Below are 23,622 nucleotides of genomic sequence, written 5' to 3' on the forward strand. Positions count from 1 at the left end.
CACAACGAGCACGACGCCCCGCCGGTTGACCGGCGGGGCGTTCGCGGTCTCCACTCACCCAGAAAATCCAGAAAAATCAGGATTCGCCGGTGTTCATGGTTTCCAGGATGTTGTGCTGGGTCAGGGATTCGCCCTCGAGGATGGCCGCCACCCTGCCCCGGTAGAAGACCGCCACCCGGTCGCACAGGGAGGCCAGTTCCTCCACGTCCGTCGAGCAGAGCATCGTGACGGTCCCCGTCTGGGTGGCCGAACGGATCAGCGTGTGCATCTCGGCCTTGGCGCCCACGTCGACGCCCCGGGTCGGATCGTCGAGCAGCAGCACGGAGGGGTCGGCGTCGAGCCACTTGGCGAGCACGACCTTCTGCTGGTTGCCGCCGGAGAGCAGGCCGGTGCGCTGGTCGACGCTCGAACAGCGCAGGCTCATCCGTTCACCGTGGTCACGGGCCCGGGTGCGCAGGGCCGTACGGCGCAGGAAGAGTCCGTCGCGGTTGAGGGCCACGGCCCGCACCTGGGCGATGTTCTCCCAGATGGGCTTGTCCAGCATGAGGCCGAACCTGCGGCGGTCGCCGGAGACGACGGCGACGCCCGCCGCGATGCTGCGGCGCAGCCCGTTGGGGGCGCGGCGTCCTGAGGGGAGCCGCACCTCGCCGCTGTCGGCTCTGCGCAGGCCCGCGACCAGTTCGAGCGTCGCCTGGTGTCCGGAGCCGGCCAGGCCCGCCAGGCCGAGGATCTCCCCGGGCCGTACGGTCAGCGACACCTCGGACAGCGCGCCCTGCGATCCGGCGTTCACGATCCGCAGCTCGCCACCGGCCGTCTCCTGAGGGGCCATGAGCGTCACCTTCTCCTGGACCTGGACGGTCTTGTCCCCCAGCATGGCCGTGACCACCTCGGCCATGGACAGCGACTTCCTGTCCTGGGCCTCCATGACGACCTGGCCGTTGCGCAGGACGGTGATGACGTCGCTGAGCGCCATGACCTCTTCGAGGATGTGCGAGACGAAGACGACGCCGACCTGGTGCTCGCGCAGGACCCGTACGACGTTCAGCAGCCGGTCGGCGCTGGCCTGTTCGAGCGCGGAGGTCGGCTCGTCCAGGATCAGGACGCGCGGCTTGGTCAGCAGCGCCCTGGCGATCTCGACGAGCTGGCGCTGCGCCAGGGAGAGGTCGCCGAGCCTGGTCCTGACCGGGACGTTCAGGCCGAGCTGGTCGAGCACCGGGGCGGCGGCCTCCGCCATGGCCCTGCGGTCGAGGAAGGGTCCTCTGCGCGGGCCGGTCACCGGGTAGAGGTTGGCCAGGATGTCCAGGTCGGGGAAGAGGTTGAGCTCCTGGGACACGACGGCGACGCCGTGCCGCGCGGCGTCGCCGGTGTTGCGGAAGCGCACCTGCTTGCCGTTGAGGGTGATACCGCCCCGGTCGGGGGTCACCGCACCGGACATGATCTTGATCAGCGTCGACTTGCCCGCGCCGTTCTCACCGAGGAGGGCGTGGACGGAGCCCGCCTCGATGTGAATGCCCGCGTCCTTGAGGGCGACGACGCCCCCGTACGTCTTGCCGATGTTCCTGGCCTCCAGGATCGCCATGGTGTGCGCTCCTCCTACTGCGGATGCTGCGGGCTGACTGTCGGGGAGAGGGGTACGGCGGGGCGGCCGGGCCGAAAGAGCGGGGTGGCCGACCGCCCCGCGGAATCAGTTGGCCTGTCCGATGGGCTTGAGGTAGGTGTTCGGGTCGGCGAGCTGCTTGTCCACGACCGCCTTGAAGTAGGCGGCCCGGCTGGTCTCGTCGGTCTGCCGCTTGATGATCTCGTCCACGTTGTCCTTGTTCACGACCAGCGTGCCGGGGTTCCACCAGCCGGTCGGCACCGGCTTGCCGGTCCGCTTGCTGTCGATGAGCAGGCGCATCGCGATGTAGCCCTTGAGCCAGTGCTCGGGCGAGGAGAGCGCGAACAGCTGGCCCTTCTTGACGGCCTGCAGCGCCTCCGGCGGGATGTCCGCCGAGCCCGCGAGGAAGTCGCGGCCGGTCTGCTGCTTGATCAGCGGCAGCGAGACGCCGTCCTGGCCGCCGACGCCGAGGAAGGCGATGGCCTTCGGGTTGGCCTTGACGATGCCCTGCCAGGCGTTGAAGTTGTCGGTCGGCTCGGACTTGGCGTCGAACGGGCCCTTGATCGTCAGCTTGGGACGCTTGGCCTTGATGACCGAGACGAGCCCCTCGATGCGCTGGTTGAGCAGCTGGAGGCCGGGGATGTCGTTGCCGATCACGACGTCGCCGGTGGCGTCCTCGGGCACGTGCTTGATGAACTCCTCACCGAGCGCGACGCCCAGCTCGGTGTTGCTGTTGCCGACGAAGAGGCCGACCTTGGTCCCGGGCGGGGGCGCGGTGTCCACGGCGGCCATCGGGATGTTCTGGTCGGTCGCCTGGTTGATCGGCCGGACGAACAGGTCGGGGGTGAGGGTCTCCAGGCCGATGCCGTCGGGGGAGTTCCTGATCGCGGACTGGAAGAGCTGGACCTGGGCGGGGCCGTTGACCCCGACGGGGGCGGCCTGGTTGAGGGTGACGTTGCCGTCCTGGTCGGCGGCGGCCTTTGCGCCGAACGCCATCTCCTGGAACGGGTTCTGGGTGGACGTGGCGTAGATGAAGCCCATCTTCAGGGGCTTCTTGGCGTCCCCTCCCCCGCTCGCGCCCGCCGTCTCCTGCGAACCGGACGAGCCGGACGGGCCAGAGGAACAGGCCGTGAGCGCGATGGCCGAGGCGGTGAGAATCGACAGGGCGGTGAACGTACGGCGGCGGCGCCTCGGTCCAGCGGTCATGGGTTGGCTCCTCTTAATTTCTATTTTTATGGGATAAATCAGGTTTCTCCGGATAGCCGAGTTCGGCTCACCGGGTTTTGTTAGAGGTGGATGGAACAGTCCCCACAGGCCGTTCCCCGCGGGTCCCCGCAGGCCGGAAGGCCCTACAGGCCGAGCGCCTCGTCCTTGCGCCTGCGGCGCCTGCGCAGCAGGCTGTCCAGCGAGACGGCCAGCAGGATCACCGCGCCGGTGGCGAAGGAGCTCCAGTTGACCGGGATGTTGAAGTACTGCAGGCCGCTGCCGACCACGGCCAGCAGGATCGCGCCGAAGATCGCGCCGACCACCGTCGCCGTGCCGCCGCGCAGCGGGGTTCCGCCGATGACGGCCGCCGCGATCGCCTGCAGCTCGAACCCGGTGCCGATGTTGGGGTCACCGGAGGTGAAGAAGGCCAGGCCGAGGGCTGCGGCCACACCCGCGAGCAGGCCGACCAGCACCAGGACCTGCATCCTGACCCGGTTGGCCGAGATGCCGGAGAAGGTGGCGGCGTCGGGGTTGGAGCCGATGGAGCGCACCCGGTAGCCGAAGGAGGTGAAGCGCAGCACGACCGTGAGCACGATCGCGAAGATGATCAGCACCCACACGCTCGTGTAGACGCCGAAGATCTTGCCGCCCAGGATCGTGAAGAAGGAGTCCTCGACCGGCATGCCGGTCACCTGCTGGCCCTCGCTCAGGGCCAGGGACAGTCCTCGGTAGACCGACAGGGTCGCCAGCGTCGCCACGATGGTCGGGATGCCGATGTACTGCACGACGAGCGCGTTCACCAGGCCGAGGACGCCGCCGAGCACGACGCCGAGCAGCCCCGCCAGCCACGGGGAGAGCCCCTGGTTGATCAGCAGGCCCATGCTGATGAGTGACAGGCCGAACATCGAGCCGACCGAGAGGTCGATCTCCCGCATGGAGATCAGGAAGGCCATGCCTCCGGCGAGCAGGCCGACGTAGACCGACGCCTGCAGGGTGTCGAGCAGCTGCGCGGCCGACAGGAAGTCCGGGTGCAGGATGCCGATGACGACGACCAGCGCGATCGTCGCGACCAGCACGCTCATGGACTCCATCGCGGGAACGCGGCGCGCCAGGGCGGCAAGTCCACCGCCAGGACGCTCCCCCGGAACATCCGGGGCGTCCAGCGCGGGCGTCCCCTTGGTTCCGACATCGTCGACACTCACGGCGTCCCTCCGTCTCTTGTCGTGGTACCGGACTTCCGCTAAGGCTCCCGGACAGGGAGGTGAACGTACTTGACCCTGAGTGACCACTCCTTGTCTTTCGCTCACCCCGTCCCTCTCCGGCGAGGTGCGCGGAGCTTACCCGTGGTTAGCGTGACTGTCATCGCGCCTGGCGTGACTCAAGAAGGACATAGAGGTGAGCACACTCGTGAACCCCTTGGAAGGCCCCTTGAAAGACAGGGTCGCCCTGGTCACCGGAGGTGGCTCGGGCATCGGTGAGGCGATCTGCAGGCGCCTCGACGCGGACGGGGCGACCGTGGTCGTGCTCGACCGGGTGAGGTCGGCGGCGGAGCTGACCGCGGGGACGCTTCGTAAGTCCCACGCGCTGGTCGCCGACGTGTCCGACTCGGCCTCGGTCGACGCGGCGGTCGCCGAGGTGGCCGCCACCCACGGCCGCCTGGACATTCTGGTCAACAACGCCGGGGTACGCGGCGGGCAGGAGGCCGAGGACGCCTTCGCCAGGCTCGACACCCGTCTCGACGAGCTGCGGACCGACGGCACCGCGGCCACCACGGTCGACGCCACCGTGAGCATCTCCGACGAGGCCTGGCGGGACATGCTCGCCGTACACCTCGACGGCACGTTCTACTGCACCAGGGCCGCGCTGCGGGTCATGACCGGGCAGCGCTCCGGGGTGGTCGTCAACGTCTCCTCGATCTGCGGCCTCACCGGCTGCGAGCACCTGCCGCACTACTCGGCGGCCAAGGGCGGCATCCAGGCCCTGACCAGGGCCGTGGCCCGCGACGTCGCGCCGTACGGCATCCGCGTCAACTGCGTGGCGCCCGGCTACATCGAGACCCCGCTCGGGTCGGTCATCGGCGGGCGGATGCGCGCCGACCTTGAGGAGCGCATCGCCCTCGGCCGGTTCGGACTGCCCAGGGAGATCGCCGACACGGTGGCCTTCCTCGCCGGGGAGGGCGGGAGCTACTTCACCGGCCAGACGCTCAGCCCCAACGGCGGCCTGGTGATCGCATGACCCGACTCCAGGCCGACGTGATCGTGGTCGGCGCCGGTTCCGCCGGGTCCGTGCTCGCGCGCAGGCTCTCCGACGCGGGGGCGAGCGTGCTGCTCGTCGAGGCCGGGCCGCAGGGACGCTTCCCCGCGGTCGACGACCCGACGCGGATGCACGAGCTGTGGGACTCCCCCCTCGACTGGGGTTACCGTACGGTCCCGCAGCGGCACGCCCACGGCCGCCGGCTGCACCTGCCGCGCGGCAGGGCCGTCGGCGGGTCGCACAACCTGAACGCCATGATCTGGGTGCGGGGCAACCCGGCCGACTACGACGACTGGGCCGCCAGGGGCAACCCGGGGTGGGCGTGGGAGGACGTGCGGCCGGTCTTCGCCAGGATCGAGGCCGTCGACTCGGCGCAGAGCCGGCCGCGTGGCCCGCTGCACATCCTGACCGGCTACGAGCCCTCGGCCGCCCACCTGGCGATCGTCGAGGCCGCCCAGCAGGCCGGGCTGCCGTTCAATCCGGACTACAACGGGGCGTCGCAGGACGGCGTCTCCTTCATGCAGTTCACCATCCAGGACCACCGCAGGCTGACGACCGCGGACGCCTATCTCGGGCCGCTGGCCGGGCGTGACGGGTTCACCCTGGTCTCCGGCGCGCACGTCCACCGGCTGCTGTTCGAGGGCGAGCGCTGTGTCGGCGTCGAGTGGGAGCGCGACGGCGTGCTCGAACGGGGTCTGGCCGGGCACGAGGTCGTGCTGAGCGCCGGGGCCATCGGCTCGCCGGAGATCCTGCTGCGTTCGGGCATCGGCGACGCCGGGGAGCTGGGCGCGCACGGCATCGCCGTACTGGCCGACCTGCCCGGGGTCGGGCGCAACCTCCAGGACCACTGGCTGGTCCCGGTGATCGCCGGGATGGAGCGGCAGCTTCCCGTCTCACACGGGCTGCCGCGCACCCAGAGCCATCTGTTCTGGCGTAGCAGGCCCGATCTGGCGGTGCCCGACCTGCAGCCGCTGCACTTCGACGCGCCGTTGTACGAGCGGTGGATGGAGGGGCCGCCGGACGGCGTCTCGCTCATGGCCGGTCTGGTCCGCCCGGCCAGTCACGGCGACATCCGGCTCTCCGGCCCCTCACCGGCCGACCCGCTGCTCATCGACCCCAACGTGCTCTCCGCGCACGCCGACGTCGAGGCGCTGGCGGCGGCCGTACGGCTGTGCCAGGAGATCGCGGCGGCTCCCGCGCTGCGGGAGGACCTGGGGGCCTACGAGCTCTACCCGGGGGCGCTGGCCGACACCACCGAGGGGCTGTACGCCTACATCAGGGAGAGCGTGGTCACCTACCACCACCAGTCGGGCACCTGCAAGATGGGGGTGGACGAGGCGGCGGTGGTTGATCCGAGGCTGCGGGTCCACGGCGTCACCGGGCTGCGGGTCGCGGACGCCTCGATCATGCCCGCGGTGACGACGGGCAACACGAACGCCCCGGCCATCATGATCGCGGAGCGGGCCGCGGAGTTCATGACCTCCTGAGGGCGTGTCCCGGCGGCGGGCGACCGCCGCCGGGACGCGTCACTTGTCCTCGCCGGTCTCCCTGACCTCGGCGTGGTCGAGGTCGATGTCGTAGGTCACCGGGAACAGGCGCCGCAGGGCCGTGTCGACCCCTCCGCCGGGGTTGATCTCGAACACCACCTTCTTGCCGCCCCTGGTGATGTCCCTGACCTCCTTGACGACGTGTTCGTGGCTCTGGTCCGTGTGGTCACCCGACCTGCGGACCGCCTCGGGAACCCACGTGTTCTCGTCCTCCCGCGCCACCGCGACCTCCTCGACCCGGTACGGGATATGTCACCCGCAACCAGGCTAACTCCGGCGACCGCTCAGTGGTCCCGGACGGCGAAGGCCAGGAACTGGGTGATCTCACTTTCGTCGAAGTTGTCGTCGGAGCCGACGACCAGGACGCGTTCGCCGGAGGCCAGGCGCGGCCCCCAGCCCAGGCTCTCCAGGTTCTGCACCGTCGCCCCGCCGGCGTTGAAGTCGTGGACCAGGCGCTTGGTGACGGCCCGGTACGGCGCGCCGCCGGTCAGGCTGTCCCTGCCCAGCACGTTCGTCGCGCCGCGCAGGTCGATCTCGTACAGCTTGACCCGGTAGCCGACGCCCTCGATCCAGAACCGTTCGAGGGACAGCAGCCGGTCGTCGTCGACGGCCAGGATCTCCGAGACGCCGCCGTCGTATCTGCCGGTCTCCGGGACGGGGGCGGCGGGCAGCCGGTCGATCGGGTAGGCGTACTGCGCGCGGGTCCTGCCGTTCCTGTCCCACACGGTGATGCGGGAGAGCGCGCCGCGCTCGGTCGTCATGATGTCGCCGTCCTCGAAGCGGGGTCCCTCGACGATGGCCGCGATGCCGTGGGGGGTGAAGGTCAGGCCCTCGAACCCGGCGTTGTGGCGGGGGCCCGAGGTGGTGTTCGTCATCGTGAGGTTGCCGGGGATCGGCAGGCCGCCGCGGTCGTGGCCGCCCCGGTCGACCCAGCGCAGCGACATCTGGACGACCGGGTTGCCCGTGGTGCCCTCCCTCGGCCTGTCCCCCTCGCTGCTCCACAGGATCCTGCGGCTCCACGGGTCGAAGCGGATGGCCTCCGGGTCCGCGGCCTCGGGCTGGCCGTAGCCGGGGTAGGGCGTCCCGTCGGGGCGCAGGAGGGTGGTGACCCCGGTGATGCTCACGCCCTCGAAGCGCCGGGTGAGCGGGTTGATGTCGATCTTTCCGGTGTAGTAGCGGGCGGGGTTGTAGCGCGCCCGGTCGTCGGAGATGAAGTACCACGTTCCGGTGAGCGGGTCGCGGTCGATGCCGGACAGGCCACCGACGACCGTCCCCTGGAACTGGGCCCTGTGCGGCAGGTCCCGCTCACCGAGGAAGTGGGTGATGCGGATCCCGTCCGCGGGCGCCGCCGCCGCGGGCTGCGCCTGGACGGTTCCCAGCCCGGCCATCATCACGACCGCGAGGAGGGCTCGCGTCATTGTTCGCCGATTCTTCATGCGTTTCTCCGAATCCCGAAAATGCCTCATACAGAACTGGCGGAGACATGAGACCGCGAAACGCGACGACTGTCCACGGAAATCGGAATCCGGGTGTACGGCTGGCCGGAGGAGGCCACGGAGAACCCGGCAGAACACGCGTCGAATCACTTTCCCGGCGACGGCGGAGGCCGTGATTGACCTGGTCAGCGACCCAACAAGGGCCGCAACCCCCTTAAATACGAAGAAAACTCAAGAACAGAAAAAAGGGCCGATAAATGTATATTTATCGGCCCTTTTCTAAGGTGAGCGAGGCTCAGACCTGCTCCACCTGTTCCCGGGAATCCGCCGGAGACCCGGCCCCCTCCATGACGGGTGTCGCGATCGGGCGCAACAGGGCCCAGGCGATGAACGCGGCGGCCACCGAACCGACGGCGCCGACGATCATGCCCGAGGACATCGCGTTGACGAAGGCCGCCTTGGCGGCGCTCGCCAGCGACGGGTCGCCGAGGGAGAGCGCGACGGCGATCGACTCCTTGGCCGGAGCGGGCGCGCCCTCCGGCATGCCCGAGGAGTAGGCCGCGGCCAGGACGCTGCCGAGCAGGGCGACGCTGAGCGCGCCACCGGTCTGCTGGACGGTGTCGTTGAGCGCCGAGCCGATGCCCGCCCGGTCCGGCGGCACCGCGCTCATCAGTGAGGCGTAGGCCGCGGGCCCGACCAGTCCGCCGCCGACGCCCATCACCATCAGGCCACAGATGAACAGGCCGTAGCCGCTGTCCGGCGTCAGCCGGGTGAGCACCACGAAGCCCGCCGCGAACACCAGCATGCCCGCCGTCACCAGGGTGCGGTTGGACAGCTTCTTGCCCAGCGTCGCGCCCAGGCCGTTGAAGACGATGGCCGCGATCATGTAGGGGATGAGCGCCAGGCTCGCCTGGAGGACCCCGTACCCCAGGACGAACTGCAGGTACTGGGTGAGCATCAGCAGCAGGCCGCCCGCGGAGAAGGCCAGCAGCACGATCGAGAAGCTGGCGCCGCTGAAGTTGCGCTCACGCCAGAGCCCGAGCGGCAGCATGGCGTGCGGGTTGCGCCGCTCCCAGAGGAAGAAGACGGTCAGCAGCACGATCGCGGCCAGCCCGGAGGCCAGCACGGCGGGCGAGGTCCAGCCCCGCTCGGGCACCGAGATGATCATCCAGACCAGGGCGACCATGCCCGCGGTCGACAGCACCGCCCCGAGGAGGTCGATGGGCCTGGCCTGCCCGCGGGACTCCGGCATGAGCAGCAGCGCCGCGGCGATCGCGATCACGCTGATCGGGACGTTGACCAGGAAGACCGAGCCCCACCAGTAGTGGTCGAGCAGGAAGCCGCCGAGCGAGGGCCCGGCGATCCCGCCGGCCATGAGCACCGAGCTCCAGGCCGCGATGGCCTTGCGCTGCTCGGACTGGTCGAAGACGTTCATGATGATGGACAGGGTGCTCGGCATGAGGAACGATCCGCCGAACCCCATCAGCGCCCGGCAGGCGATGAGCTGGGCGGGGTTCTGGGCGAACGTCGCGATCAGTGAGGCCCCGCCGAACAGCGCCAGGCCGATGACCAGGAAGCGCCGCCTGCCGTAGCGGTCGGACAGGGCGCCGACCGTGAGCAGCACACCGGCGAAGGCCAGCATGTAGGCGTTGATGATCCACTGGATGTCCGCCGGGGTCGCGCCGAGCTCCCGCATGAGGGAGGGGATGGCGAGGTTGAGGATGCCGTTGTCGACGACCAGCACGAGCAGGCTCAGGCAGAGGACACCGAGGATCAACCACCGTCTTGGGTGGGGGGACGACATGACTACTCCATGACTCGTACGGTGTTCGAGACCTTTCTCGCACACCGTACTATAGAACTCGCACATCGTGCGAGTTCTTAATCGACGCCCTTTCCCGCTCCCTTCCGATGGGGGTTTCCGGCCGGTGCGGCGCGCGGCCACCGCACCGGCCGGAAGTTCACATCACGACATGTCACCGCACGTCAGGACGACTTTCGGCGTGTGTCGCGGTCCGGCCAGCACCAGGAGGACCAGGGGCCTCCACAGGAGCGGCGCCTCACCGGCCCGTCCCCTCTTCGAGCACCGGCAGGGCGGCCCAGCCGTCCGGGGAGGCGGGCGCGCCGTCGTGGACCACGTAGTGGTGGGGGGCCATCGCCGCCATCCGTCCCGACAGCCTCCCCACGCAGGCGGTGTGGACCTCGACCGGCGAGACGGGCCCGGCGAGGTGGCACACCAGCCGCCCGCCGTCCTCGGTCACGTGGAAGGGACGGTCCCCGACCGCGTCGCGGACGAGCCGCTCGACCTCCGGCAGGTGGACCCAGCACGCGTCGATCGTCGTCCACCCCTCCCCCCGTTCCAGGGGAACGACCCCGGTCAGCCCGGACACCTCGGACAGCGGCACGTCCCGGTCCGCCGCCTCGATGAGCAGCCGTGCGATCCCCTCGCCGAACGCCTCGGCGTCCGCGCGCGGCAGGCAGCGCGGGTCGGTCCAGAGGGTGAAGTCCACCTCCCCCTCGACGGTGCGCACCCACAGTGAGACGCGGGTCGGCATCGTCGCCTCGGGCAGCCAGTGGGAGCGCACGTCCTGCTCGTACTCCTCGGTACGGCCCGCCCGGCGCCCCTGGCCGTGGACGCTCATGTCGTTGAAGACGATGTCCCTGGCGAAGAAGACCCCCCTCGACCGCTGCACCTCCTCCATGACCTGGATGAGCGCGTCGGAGTCGAACCGGCTGTTCTGGTAGGCGGCCAGCGCCGCCGCCCTGGTACGCCGCAGCACACCGTCGAACGTGGGCTCGTCAAGGTCGATCGGGACCAGGGCGTCCTGGGCGAGCGGGCCGACGTAGTCCCGCAGTTCGGGACGGAACCGGTTGCCCGAGATCGCCAGGGCGACGGCCGTACGCTGTCCCGACCGCAGCCCGGCGAGCAGGGTGTAGGCGGCGAGCACGGCGGCCGAGCGGCTGACGCCGGTACGGGCCCCGATCCGTCCCAGCGCCCGGGCAGCCACCGTCGAACGCACCTGCAACCTGGGCATCAGCCAGTCGTTGTCGCCGTCGTCCACGGAGGCGGTGAAGGTCGAGCGGGGAATCCGCTCCAGGTTGGTCCGCCAGTACTCGATGGCGGCCTGCGCCCGCTTGAGGCTCGCCGGGCTCCGCTCCGTCCACGCCACGTCGAGCGGCTGGGGGGCGGTGACGGGCTCCGGGGTCTCCCCGAACAGCAGGCGGTTCAGCTCCACCCGCAGCAGGCTCAGCCCCACGGCGTCCACCGTGGTGTGTGTGAGCACCAGGATGACGCGCTCGGGCACCCCGTCGGAGAGGGTCACCGCCGCCCGCACGGGAAGCTCCCCCTCCGGGTCGAACCGTACGGCCTGCAGCCTGGCGGCCACCTCGTCGGCGAGGTCGGCGGAGCCCTGTGAATCGTGCACCCCGATGACCAGTTCGCCCTCGCCCGCGACGTGCTGGAGGCCGTCGCGGAACGTGGTGCGCAGCGACTCGTGCCGGGAGATGAGCAGGACCACGGCCGCGACCACGTCGTCGAGCGTCTTCCCCGGCGGGACGGTGAGCACGAAACCGTAGTTCATGTGTTCCGGCGGGTCGGTGAGCACGCAGCGGATCATGTTGGCCTGACCGGAGGTCGGCGGCCCGCTGGCCGTGCGCCCGCCCTGGAAACGGACCACGAGCCCGGCGGGGCTGCCGGGCAGGGCCTCGGCGACCTGCCCGCCCGCGCTCATCGGGCGCTCTTCGGCCGCAGGTCGGTCCACACCTGTTCGATGTGCTCCAGGCACTCCTGTCTACTGCCCGAGGTCCCGTCCGGCCGCCAGCCTCCGGGGAGGGGGCGTTCGGCGGGCCAGATCGAGTACTGCTCCTCGTGGTTGACCACGACTTGGTAGGTCACGGGGGGATGCTCCTTGCTGTGGTTGTGCGGAAAAGCCGCCGCCGGACCGGGCGGCGGCCTTTCCGTGGATGGGGTCCCGGCCGGTCAGGAGGCCCCTTGGGCGAGGCGGGCGACCTCCTCGTCGGAGAGCCCGGCGATCTCCGCCAGGAGCAGTTCCTCGACGAGACCGGCCAGACCGGCGACCGTGCTGTTCTCGAACATCGCCCGGATCGGGATGTCGATGTCGGTGATGGCCCTGATCCGCGCGATGACGCGGGTGGCCAGGAGCGAGTGACCGCCGATGGCGAAGAAGTCGTCGAGCGCGCCGACCTCCGCGGCGCCGAGCACCTCGCAGAAGACCTCGGCGACCAGTTGCTCGGCGTCGGTCCTCGGCGGCACCGAGGGGGCGCGCCGGTCGATGGACGGCGCGGGCAGCGCCTTCCTGTCCACCTTCCCGTTGCGGGTCAGGGGCAGCTCGCCGAGCGTCACCCACACCGAGGGGACCAGGTAGGACGGCAGGCTCCCGGCGAGGAAGCCGGGCAGCTCGGCCACCGGGTCCGCGCCTCCGTCCTCAGCCACCACGACGTAGCCGACGAGGGTGTCCTCCACCGCGGTGACCACGGCCTGCCGTACGGCGGGGTGGGCCAGCAGGCGCGCCTCGACCTCGCCCGGCTCGACCCGGAAACCGCGCACCTTGATCTGGTCGTCGATCCGGCCGAGGAACTCCAGGTTCCCGTCGGGACGCCAGCGGGCGCGGTCGCCGGTGCGGTAGAGGCGCTCACCCGGCGTGCCGTACGGGTCGGGCACGAAGCGCTCGGCGGTCAGGCCGGGGCGCCGCAGGTAGCCCCTGGCCAGGCCCGAGCCGCCAAGGCACAGCTCGCCGGGGGCGCCGGGCGGCACGAGCGAGCCGTCCTCGGCGAGGATCGCGGCGTGGACGCCGCCGATGGGCCGCCCGATGGGGGGCCGCTCTCCCGCCTCCCCCACGCGCGCGCCCGGCCCGGCGATCTCGGCGGCGGTCGCGATGATCGTCGCCTCGGTCGGGCCGTAGGTGTTGACCAGGCGCACCCGGTCGCCGAAGCGTTCGCGCCACCTGGCGACCGCGTCGGCCTTCAGCTCCTCCCCGCCCAAGATGACCAGCCGCAGCGCGGGCGGCCAGGCGATCTCGTCGATCTGGCCGACCAGGTGGTGCCAGTACGCCGTGGGCAGGTCGAGCACGGTCACCCTGCTCCCCTCCGGCGTGGCGAGCAGGTCGGGCAGGGTCACCGCGCCCTCGGGCAGCAGTTCGAGGCGCGCCCCCGCCGCCAGCGCCGGGTAGATCTCCTCTGCGTGGGTGTCGAAGCTCAGGGTCGCGAACTGCACGACCCGGTCGTCGGGGCCGAGGCCGTACTCCCCCGTCATCCAGGCGACCCGGGCGGCCAGGCCGTCGTGTTCGACGAGCACGCCCTTCGGCGTCCCCGAGGAGCCCGAGGTGTAGATCACGTAGGCGACCCCCTCGGCCGCGACGCCCTCGATCTCCTCCTCGACGAAGGCGCGCCGCTCCTCGGGCAGCGCCGGGTCGAGCGGCAGGTAGGCGGCGCCCGCACGCCAGGCCCCGAGCAGCGCCGCGACGCCCTCCGGGGTGCGGTCGACCGGGACGACGGCGATCCGTCCCCTCTCGAAGCCCGCGGCGGCCTTCTCCGCGAGTTCGTCCAGCTCGTGGTAGGTGACGACCCGTCCGGCGCAGCCGAAGGCCGGGGCGTCCCCGCGCTCCCGCACGGCCCGTGCGAGCAGTTCGGGCACCGGCACCGGGGCGGTCAGCGCCGGTCCGCGCGAGGCGGTGGCGAGGAAGGCCTCGTCGGCCTCGGTGAGCATGGGCAGCTCGGACAGGCGCCGGTCGGGGTCGGCGATGATCCCGCGCAGCAGGGTCTCCAGGCGGGTGGCGTACGCCTCGGCGGTCGCCCGTTCGAACAGCGTCGTGTCGTACTCAAGCTCGACGTACAGGTCCCCGGCGTCGTGCCAGGCCTCAAGCATCAGGTCGAACTTGGCCTGCGCGCGGCCCCCGGAGAACTGGCCCGCCGACAGCCCGGGGAAGGGCTTGGGCACCCGCCCGGAGTTCTCCGTGTGCAGGACCGCCATCGTCTGGAAGACGGGGGTGCGGGTCAGGTCGCGTTCGATCTGGAGCGAGCCGACGAGTTCCTCGAACGGCAGCCCCTGGTTGGCGAAGGCGTCGAGCACGGTCGCGCGGGTCGCGGCGAGGAACTCGGTGAACGTCGGGTCGCCCGACAGGTCGCCGCGCAGCACCGGGACGTCGGTGATGTAGCCGATGACCGACTCCAGCTCGACGGTGTCCCTGCCCGCGTTCGAGGTGCCGACCAGGATGTCGTCCTGGCCGCTGTGCCGGGACAGCAGGACCTGGTAGGCGGCCAGCAGGGTCATGAACAGCGTCGCGCCCCTGCGGCGGCCCATCGCGACGAGCGCGTCCGCCTCCGCCGGGTCGAGCCTGAAGCCCACGACGGCGCCGTGCCTGGTGCCGCCGACCGCGTGCGGCCGGTCGGTCGGCAGGGCCAGCGGGGTCGGGTCGGCCAGCTGGGCGCTCCAGTAGTCGAACAGCTTCGAGGAGTCCCGTCCGCGCTGCCACACGACCAGGTCGCCGAACTGCAGCGGCACCGGGGGCAGCGAGCCTCCCGAGTACAGCACGGCCAGTTCGTCGCGCAGGATGTTCAGCGACCAGCCGTCACCGAGGATGTGGTGGGCGACCACGCACAGGACGTGGTCGTCGGGGCCCTGCTCGATGAGCGTGACCCGCACGGCCGGTTCCCCGGTGAGGTCGAAGGGGGTGTTCACCCGCTCGGGGACGAGTGTCGTCGCGTCTCCCTTGAGGTGTTCGATCTCCACCGGCCTCGGCGGGTCGATCACCACGACCGGCTGGCCGTCCACCTCGGGGAACCGGGTGCGCAGGGTCTCGTGGCGGGCGACGACCCCGTCGAAGGCCCTGCCGAGCGCCTCGACGTCGAGGGAACCGGTCAGCCGCAGGACGAGGTTGATGTTGAAGGCGGCGTTGCCCGCGGGGTCGAACCGGTTGAGGAACCACAGCCGCTCCTGCCCGGGCGACAGCGGCGGTGTCATCCCCGCGGGGCGCGGGACGGGCACGTCGCCGAGGCCGGTGCCCTCGGTGTCCAGCAGTTCGGCGAGCGCCGCGACCGTCGGCCTGGTGAACACCTCCCGCACCGGGACGCGCACCGGCAGCCGGGCGGTGACCATGGTGGCCAGCAGGGAGTGGCCGCCGAGGGCGAAGAAGTCGTCGTGCGCGCCGACCGTCTCGCGCCCCAGCACCTCGGCGAACACCTCGGCGACCAGGCGCTCGTTCGGGGTGCGCGGCGGCGTCGTGTCCGCGGTGGTCAGTTCCCGCATGGCCCCGGTCAGGATCGCCGGCAGCGCCTTGCGGTCGACCTTGCCGTTGGGGGTCAGCGGCAGTTCTTCCAGGACGACGAACGACTGCGGCACCAGGTAGCCGGGAAGCTGGGCGGCCATGTGCTCGCGCAGGGCACCGGTGCCCGGCGGATCGGGTGCGACGACGACGGCGACCAGGGTCTCCTCGTGCACCGTGGCCACGGCCTGCCGTACGGCGGGGTGGGTCTCCAGGACGGCCTCGACCTCGCCGAGCTCGATCCGGTGACCGCGTAGTTTGACCTGGTTGTCGGTCCTGCCGAGGAACTCGATCGTCCCGTCCGGCAGCCAGCGGCCCACGTCCCCGGTGCGGTAGAGGCGCTCCCCCGGCCCGCCGTACGGGTCGGGCACGAAGCGTTCGGCGGTGAGGGCGGGCCTGCCGAGGTAACCGTCGGCGACGCCGAGGCCGCCGATGAACAGCTCGCCCGGCACGCCGAGCGGCGCCAGGCCGCCCGCGGGGTCGAGGATGTGCACGGTGTTCCCGGCGATCGGCCGCCCGATCACGATCTCGTACGGTTCCACGGGGATGTCCCACGTGGTGGAGTAGATCGCCGTCTCGGTCGGGCCGTAGCCGTTGATCAGGCGGTTCGTCCTGGACCGCAGTTCCCTGGCCAGTTGCGGCGGGATCGGCTCCCCCGCGGTCACGCCCGTGACCTTCGGCAGGTCGCCCGTCAGCAGGACGCGCCAGCCGGACGGCGTCGCCTGGACGTGGGTGACCCCGGCCCTGCGGGCCAGTTCGGCGACCGCGGTGCCGTCCCTGGCGTCCTCGGCGACGACGACCCTGCCCCCGGTGACCAGCGGGAGGTACAGCTCGATGGCGGAGATGTCGAAGGCGATCGAGGTGAGGGCGAGCCAGGCGTGCTCGGGGCGGGCTCCGACCAGGGAGCCGATGGCCAGCAGCGTGTTGGCCAGCGCGGAGTGCGGTACGGCCACGCCCTTCGGACGGCCGGTCGAGCCGGAGGTGTAGAGCACGTAGGCGGTGTCGTCCAGGTGGGGACGGGGCAGGGTGACGGCCGGGTCCGCCGGGGGCAGGTCGAGAAGGTCGTCGTCGGTGAGGACGAGCGCGGCGCCGGAGTCCTCGGTCACGTAGTCCACCCGCGCCTGCGGGTAGGCGGGGTCGACGGGCAGATAGGCCGCGCCGGACAGGGTGACACCGAGCAGCGCGACCAGTGTGCCGGGGCCCCTGCGCACCCTGACCGCGACCAGCGACCCCCTGCCGACGCCTGCCTCGCGCAGCCGCACGGCCAGCGCGGTCGCCCTCGCGCAGAGTTCGGCGTAGGTGAGGCCGGGGCCGTTCTCCGCGGTGACGGCGACGGCGTCGGGCCGGGCGGCCACCTGGGTGAGGAACATGTCGGCCAGCGTCTCGCTCGGCCGTTCCGCGGGGTTCGCCCTGTCCAGCAGCCACCGGCGTTCCCCGTCGGGCAGGATGTCCAGGGTGCCGACGGGCGTGTGCGGCGCGTCGAGCGCGGCGGCGAGCAGGACGGGCAGCCGGGCGGCGAGCCGTTCCGCGCTCTCCCGGTCGAACAGGTCGGTGCTGTAGACGAGGGAGCCGGACAGGCCTCCGTCGGGCAGGGGCCACAGGTCGAGGGACAGGTCGGTCCTGGCGGCGGCCCAGCCGGGCGGGAAGGACTCCTCGCGCAGGCCGGGCAGCGGGCCCTCGCTCACCTCGCCGCTCTGGGTGTGCAGGGCGAAGATCGTCTGGAACAGCGGGGTCCTGCTGGCGTCGCGTTCGAGGCCGAGTTCGCCGAGCAGCCGTTCGAGCGGCACGTCGGAGGCGCCCATGGCCTGGATGACGGTCCTGCGGGTGCGCCTGAGCGCCTCGTCGAAGGACGGCTCGTCCGACAGGTCGGCCCGCAGCATGAGCATCCTGGACAGGAAGCCGATCATCGGTTCCAGCTCGGTGCTGTCGCGGCCCGCGACGGGGGTGCCGACGCAGAAGTCCGTCTGGCCGCTGTGCCGTGACAGGAGCACCTGGTAGGCGGTCAGCAGCACCATGAACGGCGTGGCCCGCCGGGCGCGGGCGAACTCCGAGACCCGCGCGACCAGCTCCGGGGGCAGGCCGAAGACCAGTTCGGCGCCGTCGCCGCTGCGTTGCGGGGGGCGCTTCCTGTCGGTGGGGAGGTCGAGCGCGGGGACGCCCGACAGGCGCGCGGCCCACTCGGTCACGTCGGCCTCGTCCTGTCTGGCGCGCTGTTCACGGACGTGCTCGCCGTACTGCAGGGCCAGCGGCGGCAGGGGGTCGCGGCCCGCGTAGTGGTGGGCCAGTTCGTCGCGCAGCACGACGACCGAGGCGCCGTCGGCGATGATGTGGTGCAGTGTCACGGCCAGGACGTGGTCCCGCGCGCCGAGGCGGACGAGCGAGGCCCGCACCGGCGGCGCCGCGGACAGGTCGAAGGGGGCGTTGGCCCGTTCGGCGACGATCCGCCTGGCCTCCTCCTCCGAGCCGGCCTCGAACCGGTCGATCGTCACGGTCCCGGCGGGCAGGACCACGGCGGCGGGCCTGCCGTCGATCTCGTCGAAGCGGGTGCGCAGGGTCTCGTGCCTGCGCACGACCGCCGCGAAGGCGGCTTCGAGGGCGGGGACGTCGAGTTCGCCCTGTAGCCGGTAGGCGTGGCAGGTGTTGTAGGAGTGGTCGCGGGGGTCGAAGCGGTGAAGGAACCAGAGCCGTTCCTGCCCGTAGGAGAGCGGCTGGATCTGTTCCATGGCTTACCACCCAACTATGACGCACTTACTGGAAAGTTTACTTACAATTGCCGAGACGGCGACAGTGAACCACGCGTTGCTGGAGCGTTACAAGCCCCCTTTTTGCAGGGCTTTCTCTTTCGACGCTGGTGTGCCGCATTGACGAATCGGCGCCAACTTTAAAGACACTTTCAAGTAAGAACGCCTTTTGACAGCGACGAGGGCGCCCCCGGGGAATATGACTCCCCCGGGAACGCCCTCGCCTCGGCGCGGAACGGTGGGATCGCCGGGCCGGTCACGGTGTGTGGCCGGCCCACCGGCTCACCGATCGTCCGCCGCGTGGACCAGCTCGGCGAGCAGGCGCTGGCCGCCGGCGTTGGGGTGGAAGTAGTCCCAGGCGTTGATGTCGGACAGCTCGAAACGCCGGTCGAAGACCGCTCCGGCGTCGTGGCGGCAGGTGGGGTACTCGGCGCAGACCTTCTCCGCGACCAGGTTGAAGTCGACGACTCTGGCGTGCACCCGCTCACGCCTGGCCACGTCCTCCGGGTCGTTCGAGCGGGGCCGTTCGAGCAGCGACTGGCAGATGTGCAGGGTGGCCCAGGCCACACGGGCGGCCGTCTTGTCCTTGGCGACCTCCCACAGCCGCCGGACGTCGGGAATGCTGGCGACGAGGATCTCCGCCTCGGGCAGGCCGCCGCTCAGGGTCCGCAGCGCCGTACGGAAGGCGGCCTCGTAGTCGGCGACCGAGGTCATGTCCTCCTCGGAGGCGGTGCAGACGTCGTTGGCCCCGATCAGGATCGTGACGTATCCGGCCTGCTGGGAGACCGCCTTCTCGGCCTGGCCGGGCAGTTCGGCGACCTTGGCCCCCGTCTTGGCGTCGTTGTGCGCGACGATGTCGGGGTTGTCCTCCTTCAGCCTCAGGTAGAGGCTGTTCACCGACGAGGACGAACCCGTCGACCAGGATCGGGAGGGGCAGTCGAGGTAGAAGCCGCAGGCGTTGAAGCCACGGGTGATGGAGTCGCCGAGCGAGGCCATCGAGGTGATCGGCGCCCGAGTCCGGGCGGTGGCCGCACCTGGGGCGAGGGCGGGTGCGAGGACCACGGAAAAAGAGAGGGCGACAGCTGGAAAAAGACGGGGGGCGAACAAACCAGGCCTCCTGAGCTGCGGATTCGTCGGTTCCGGTGCTCAGAATGTGGGCCGCTTCCCGAGTCCTGACAAGCGGAACGACTGCTTCCTCACGGATCGGTAAGGAAGGTCAGACCCCGGAGGCGCCCTAGATCGTTTAAGGATGAGGTGATTACACTCGCCGCGTGAGCCGCGACCAGTCCCCGCCCGACGGCATCGACGCCGGCACCCCCCACGTGGGGCGCGTGTACGACTACGTGCTGGGCGGCAAGAACAACTACGCGGCGGACCGCGAGTACGCCGACAGGATCGTCGCCCAGATGCCCGACTATCCCGTGCTGGCCAGGGCGAACCGGAGCTTCCTCAGCCGGGCGGTCGAGTACATGGCGCGGGCGGGAATCCGGCAGTTCCTCGACCTGGGCGCGGGCATCCCCACCTCACCGAACGTGCACGAGGTCGCCCGTGAGACCCACCCGGACGCGCGGGTCGTCTACGTGGACAACGACCCCGTCGTCTCGGTCCACAACGACGTGCTCCTGGCCACCGACGCCCTGCTGGTCTCCATCCGTGCCGACCTCGGGAGCCCCGGGACCGTGCTGGACCACCCCGACCTGCTGCGGCTCATCGACTTCGGCGAACCGGTCGGCGTGCTGCTGCTCTCGGTGCTCCAGCTGTTCCCCGGCGAGACGCCGGAACGCGTCCTCGGACCGTTGCGTGAGCGCCTCCCCGAGGGGAGCCTCCTGGCCGTCAGCCACCCGAGCGCGGAGGGCGACCAGGAGGCCGTCGCGCGGGCCCGCGCCGCGCTCGCCGGCGGTCCGGTCACCGTCGCCCTCAGGAGGCACGAGGAGATCCTGCCGTTCTTCGACGGGTTCGACCTGGTCGAACCGGGCCTGGTCGACGTGACGACGTGGCACCCCCGGATGCCGTCCCGCCCGACGAGCATGATCGTACTCGGCGGGGTGGCCAGGAAGGGCGGCGCGGAACCGGCCTGATCAGTACGGCAGCCGCTCGCGCAGCTCGCCGAGGAAGCGCCTGCTGTCGGAGATCGAGTAGGCCTGCACGCACAGGCTGTCCATGACCTGCGTGTAGTGGTCGGTCTCCTCCCGCTTCTCCACGTAGAGCGCGCTGGTGAGCTGCTCCATGTAGACCACGTCGGGGAGGTCCTTGTCGGGGAAGCGCAGGATGGAGAACGGGCCGCCCGCCGCCGCGTGCCCGCCCCGGTGGAAGGGCATGATCTGCAGCCTGACGTTGGGCAGCTCGGTGACCCGGAGCAGGTGGTCGAGCTGGGCGGCCATGACCTGCGGCCCCCCGATGGGACGGCGCAGCACGGCCTCGTCGACCACGGCCCACAGGATGGGCGCGTTCGGCCTACTGAGCCGTTCCTGCCTGGCCAGCCTGAGGGAGACCCGGCGGTCGATCTCCTCGGCGCAGGCGGTGCCGTGGACGAGCATGATGACCGCGCGGGCGTAGTCGGCGCTCTGCAGGAGTCCGGGGACGAACTGGACCTCGTAGCTCCTGACGACGGAGGCGGCCTCCTCCAGGCCCACGTAGACCTGGAACCAGCCGGGCAGCAGGTCACCGTACTTGTGCCACCAGCCGGGGGCGTTGGCCTGCCTGGCCAGCGCGAGCAGCGGGTCCCGGTCTGCGGGGTCGATCACGCCGTACAGGGTCAGCAGGTCGGCGACGTCGCGCTCCTTGAAGCCGACCCGCCCGAGCTCAAGACGGCTGATCTTGGCATGGGAGGCGCGGATGGCGTACCCGGCGTCCTCCCTGGAGACGCCCCTGGCCACGCGCAGTCTCCGCAGCTGCGTGCCGAGGAGGATTCTCAGGATGGTCGGACTGCTCCCGCCCGAGTAGGCGAGGACACCACCCATCGCACCGTCTTCGGCATGCTGTATGCCCATGGCTTGCTCCCTGTCACCCGAGGACGGTGCAACGGCTTCTGTTCCAGACGCGGATAGTACAACTTTGGCAGCCTTGTCCACACATTGGATATCTGGATGACATGGGATCTTTCCCTAATGGAGACTTAAGGTGGTGTTCGAAAGCGTTCGTCTTTTTCGTTAATCCTCTACGCCTCGCATGTCGTGCAAACCTCGCATATTCCATGCGTTATATGCATTTCGGGCGTTTCGTCCGACCAATGTCCCCGCCGACGGCCTGACCAGCGCCCTGACCCGGTGCGCGTCCAGCCGTACCAGTGCCACCGCGGCCGCGACGCCGAGGGCCGCCACCGCCGCCAGCAGCACGGCCCCCGAGAGCGGGGTGAGGTCGGCCGGCGCGAGCCCCTGGACGGCCTGGAGCACGCTCACCACGACGAGCCCGCCGTACCCCGCGACGGCCAGGGCGACCAGGCGCGTCCTGGCGTGCTCACCCCAGGAGGTCAGGGTGAGCAGCGCCGCGAGCGCGGGCAGCGCCTGCAGGGCGTGCAGCGTGACCGCGTGCGGGACCTTCAGCTGGCCGGCCGCGCCGAGGATCGACAGGTCGGTTCGGTCCGGCGGCAGCCCGATGATCCTGCCGTTGGCGATCAGCGCCCCGCCCGCGACCTGGCTGAGCAGCAGTACGGCCAGCCCCGCCCTGATCGCCAGGCTCATGCTCGGCGAGGCGTCGAGCCCCCGGAAGGCCCGGACCGCGATGACCACGATCGGCGGGATCAGCCCGGCGAACGCGGTCACGGCCAGCACGGCCGAGACGGCCGTGTCGAACGGGGTGCCGAAGTTCAGATGGGAGGGCACCCCGCGCCAGCGCTGGAGGTCGATCAGCGCCACCTCGACCACGCAGGCCGTGCCGAGCGCGCCCAGCAGCAGCCGGGGCCGCGTGGGAGGCGGCCTGAGCCTGCCGGTGACCCAGACCAGGCAGGCCAGCGTCAGACCGAAGGAGAAGCCGAACAGGATCGGCTTGCGCCAGGAGACCGGCCCCGCCCAGCCGCCGCCGTCCACGGCGTAGACGGCCAGGTGGAAGGCGCTCCCGGCGAGCAGCAGAGCCGCGACGCCGTACCAGAACCGTTGATGAGGGCGCATGGTCCAAGCCTCGTCCGCTTCCCCGGTGCGGGAATCCCACCGGGGAGGGCCCCTCGGCTACGCCCCGTGGAGTAGGGCGTGGAATCGGCCCCCCAGATGGGGGTATGGACAGCGGATGAGCATCCACGATGAACTCCGCCAGGTCGAAGAGGACCTGGCCAGGCTGCGTTCCGAGGTCGCCGGGCTGCGTGAACAGGTCGGAGACCTCGGCCCGACGGACGCCATGGACCGGTCGGCGCTGATCTCCATGGCCGACCAGCAGGAGGCCCTCGCGGACGAGCTTGAGGAACGGCGGGAGCGCCTGCTCAAACAGGTCGGCGACCTCTAGAACACACCCCCCGATCGGGACATTTGGTTACACAAAACCCGAAAGGGTACCGATACCAGCGAACACTCATCGGGGGGAACAATGATCAACATGCTTCGCAAGATGGGCGTGAAGTCCGGCACCATGTACGCCGCGGGTTTCGCGTCGATCGGCCTGTCGGTGGCGTCCTGGGTGGCGTCCCGCTCGGTCGAGCACGCCGGAGTCGACCGCGCCGACCGCTGGGGCATCTTCGTCGGCCAGTGGGCACCGACCTTCTTCGCGCTGGGCGTCGCCCTGCGCATCGAGGAGACCCACGGCCCGGAGATCTCCTCCAGGGAAACGCACGGCACGCGCGATGAACTCATCGAGGCGGGCTACGCCGAGGGCAGGATGCCCTCGCGCACCGGGGTCTGACGACCCGGCCGGGCGGGCGGGCGGCCGACCACCGCCCGCCCCCACTCCTGTCTCGCCTCTGCCGTCTCATCTCTGTCCGACCAGCGCGGGATGCCGGGGGTCGTCCATCCGGACGACGACGTCGGCGGCACCGACCGGCCCGACCTCCCGCTCGTAACGCTCGTAGGCGGGCAGCGTCCAGCGCGCCCCCTCCTCCGTCCGCCTGGCCAGCGCGCCCCGCGAGAGCCACAGGTGCACGGTCAGGTCGAAGGCGAGCCCCCTGCCGAGCAGCAGGGCGCCGTCCAGCAGCAGCACCCCGCCCGGCGGCACGGTGACGTACGGCGCACGCGTCGCCCGGTCGGTCCTGACGTCCCACAGCGTGGGCAGGACCCTGCCCGAACGCCCCGGCTCCAGCGGGCCGAGCACCTCCCTGCCCAGGGCCCCGACGTCGAGCCAGTCGGTGTAGAAGGCGTCGGGGTCGGTCTTGCCGTACTCGAAGCGCAGCGACGCCGGACGCAGGAAGTCACCGGCGGACACCCGCATGACCTCGCGCCCACGCAACCGCAGCGGGGCGACCAGTTCCTCGGCCAGCCGTTCCGGGCGCGCGGCGGGCGCGCCGTCGAGAGCCACCCGCACCCAGGAGGCACGGGGTCCTGCGGCGATCCGGTCGGCGAGGTCCTCGACGAGGTGTGCCGGCGAGATAGGAGTGATGTCCACGGGACATCTTTATCGAACCGCCCGCACCGTGGGCTCCGC

Annotated in this window: 17 protein-coding genes and 1 pseudogene; 5 read left to right on the plus strand and 13 right to left on the minus strand. The window is 70.9% G+C overall.

Going from position 1 to position 23,622, the window contains the following annotated elements:
- Positions 1-76 precede the first annotated feature (76 nt).
- The 3 genes from ACFOYY_RS00725 to ACFOYY_RS00735 all read right to left on the minus strand — a co-directional run bounded on the left by ACFOYY_RS00725 (position 77) and on the right by ACFOYY_RS00735 (position 4,005).
- Positions 77-1,579, minus strand: a complete 1,503-nt coding sequence (locus ACFOYY_RS00725) for a sugar ABC transporter ATP-binding protein (protein ID WP_386186808.1) — start codon at positions 1,577-1,579, stop codon at positions 77-79.
- A 105-nt stretch (positions 1,580-1,684) separates the two neighbouring features.
- Entirely contained in the window at positions 1,685-2,803 is a 1,119-nt protein-coding gene (locus tag ACFOYY_RS00730; RefSeq protein WP_352010592.1) for a sugar ABC transporter substrate-binding protein, read from the minus strand.
- A 143-nt stretch (positions 2,804-2,946) separates the two neighbouring features.
- On the minus strand, positions 2,947-4,005 hold the full coding sequence (locus ACFOYY_RS00735; RefSeq protein WP_352010591.1) for an ABC transporter permease: 1,059 nt from the start codon (positions 4,003-4,005) through the stop codon (positions 2,947-2,949).
- Between the two features lie 193 nt (positions 4,006-4,198).
- Between ACFOYY_RS00735 and ACFOYY_RS00740 the strand changes: the two genes are divergently transcribed.
- Together ACFOYY_RS00740 and ACFOYY_RS00745 are read left to right on the plus strand one after the other, a co-directional pair.
- Positions 4,199-5,038, plus strand: coding sequence for an SDR family NAD(P)-dependent oxidoreductase (locus tag ACFOYY_RS00740; RefSeq protein WP_386186811.1), 840 nt, complete (start codon positions 4,199-4,201; stop codon positions 5,036-5,038).
- Positions 5,035-6,543 (plus strand): GMC family oxidoreductase, encoded by a 1,509-nt coding sequence (locus ACFOYY_RS00745; RefSeq protein WP_386186814.1) that lies wholly within the window; start codon positions 5,035-5,037, stop codon positions 6,541-6,543. Before ACFOYY_RS00740 ends, ACFOYY_RS00745 begins: the two co-directional genes overlap by 4 nt.
- 39 nt (positions 6,544-6,582) lie before the next feature.
- On the opposite strand, the gene ACFOYY_RS00750 is transcribed toward ACFOYY_RS00745, so the two are convergent.
- The 7 genes and pseudogenes from ACFOYY_RS00750 to ACFOYY_RS00780 all read right to left on the minus strand — a co-directional run bounded on the left by ACFOYY_RS00750 (position 6,583) and on the right by ACFOYY_RS00780 (position 19,122).
- On the minus strand, positions 6,583-6,825 hold the full coding sequence (locus ACFOYY_RS00750) for a hypothetical protein (protein WP_352010588.1): 243 nt from the start codon (positions 6,823-6,825) through the stop codon (positions 6,583-6,585).
- A 62-nt stretch (positions 6,826-6,887) separates the two neighbouring features.
- A complete protein-coding gene (locus tag ACFOYY_RS00755) occupies positions 6,888-8,021 on the minus strand; it encodes an esterase-like activity of phytase family protein (protein ID WP_362909110.1) in 1,134 nt (377 codons plus the stop codon).
- Positions 8,022-8,334: 313 nt separating this feature from the next.
- A complete protein-coding gene (locus ACFOYY_RS00760; RefSeq protein WP_386187654.1) occupies positions 8,335-9,888 on the minus strand; it encodes an MFS transporter in 1,554 nt (517 codons plus the stop codon).
- Positions 9,889-10,099: 211 nt separating this feature from the next.
- Positions 10,100-11,770 (minus strand): condensation domain-containing protein, encoded by a 1,671-nt coding sequence (locus tag ACFOYY_RS00765; protein ID WP_386186819.1) that lies wholly within the window; start codon positions 11,768-11,770, stop codon positions 10,100-10,102.
- Positions 11,767-11,946 (minus strand): annotated as a pseudogene (locus tag ACFOYY_RS00770) (MbtH family protein); the annotation flags it as partial. The pseudogene ACFOYY_RS00770 and the gene ACFOYY_RS00765, both read right to left, overlap by 4 nt.
- A gap of 72 nt (positions 11,947-12,018) precedes the next feature.
- Positions 12,019-18,042: an amino acid adenylation domain-containing protein gene (locus ACFOYY_RS00775; protein ID WP_386186822.1), complete on the minus strand. Its 6,024-nt coding sequence runs from the start codon at positions 18,040-18,042 to the stop codon at positions 12,019-12,021.
- Positions 18,043-18,342: 300 nt separating this feature from the next.
- Positions 18,343-19,122, minus strand: a complete 780-nt coding sequence (locus ACFOYY_RS00780) for an SGNH/GDSL hydrolase family protein (protein ID WP_352010583.1) — start codon at positions 19,120-19,122, stop codon at positions 18,343-18,345.
- Positions 19,123-19,331: 209 nt separating this feature from the next.
- Between ACFOYY_RS00780 and ACFOYY_RS00785 the strand changes: the two genes are divergently transcribed.
- Positions 19,332-20,138, plus strand: a complete 807-nt coding sequence (locus ACFOYY_RS00785) for an SAM-dependent methyltransferase (RefSeq protein WP_386186825.1) — start codon at positions 19,332-19,334, stop codon at positions 20,136-20,138.
- Here the strand turns inward: ACFOYY_RS00785 and ACFOYY_RS00790 are convergent, their stop codons facing one another.
- Together ACFOYY_RS00790 and ACFOYY_RS00795 are read right to left on the minus strand one after the other, a co-directional pair.
- Entirely contained in the window at positions 20,139-21,050 is a 912-nt protein-coding gene (locus tag ACFOYY_RS00790; protein ID WP_386186827.1) for a helix-turn-helix domain-containing protein, read from the minus strand.
- Positions 21,051-21,209: 159 nt separating this feature from the next.
- Complete coding sequence (locus tag ACFOYY_RS00795) at positions 21,210-22,166, minus strand: hypothetical protein (protein WP_386186829.1); 957 nt, start codon at positions 22,164-22,166, stop codon at positions 21,210-21,212.
- Positions 22,167-22,281: 115 nt separating this feature from the next.
- Between ACFOYY_RS00795 and ACFOYY_RS00800 the strand changes: the two genes are divergently transcribed.
- Complete coding sequence (locus ACFOYY_RS00800) at positions 22,282-22,494, plus strand: hypothetical protein (protein WP_352010580.1); 213 nt, start codon at positions 22,282-22,284, stop codon at positions 22,492-22,494.
- A 90-nt stretch (positions 22,495-22,584) separates the two neighbouring features.
- A complete protein-coding gene (locus ACFOYY_RS00805) occupies positions 22,585-22,887 on the plus strand; it encodes a hypothetical protein (protein WP_386186831.1) in 303 nt (100 codons plus the stop codon).
- A gap of 66 nt (positions 22,888-22,953) precedes the next feature.
- Here the strand turns inward: ACFOYY_RS00805 and ACFOYY_RS00810 are convergent, their stop codons facing one another.
- Positions 22,954-23,583 carry a uridine kinase gene (locus ACFOYY_RS00810; protein WP_386186834.1) on the minus strand — a complete coding sequence of 210 codons (630 nt, stop codon included), beginning with the start codon at positions 23,581-23,583 and terminating at the stop codon, positions 22,954-22,956.
- Positions 23,584-23,622 lie beyond the last annotated feature (39 nt).

It is taken from the genome of Streptosporangium jomthongense, assembly GCF_042650425.1.
In the GTDB taxonomy this organism is placed as follows: domain Bacteria; phylum Actinomycetota; class Actinomycetes; order Streptosporangiales; family Streptosporangiaceae; genus Streptosporangium.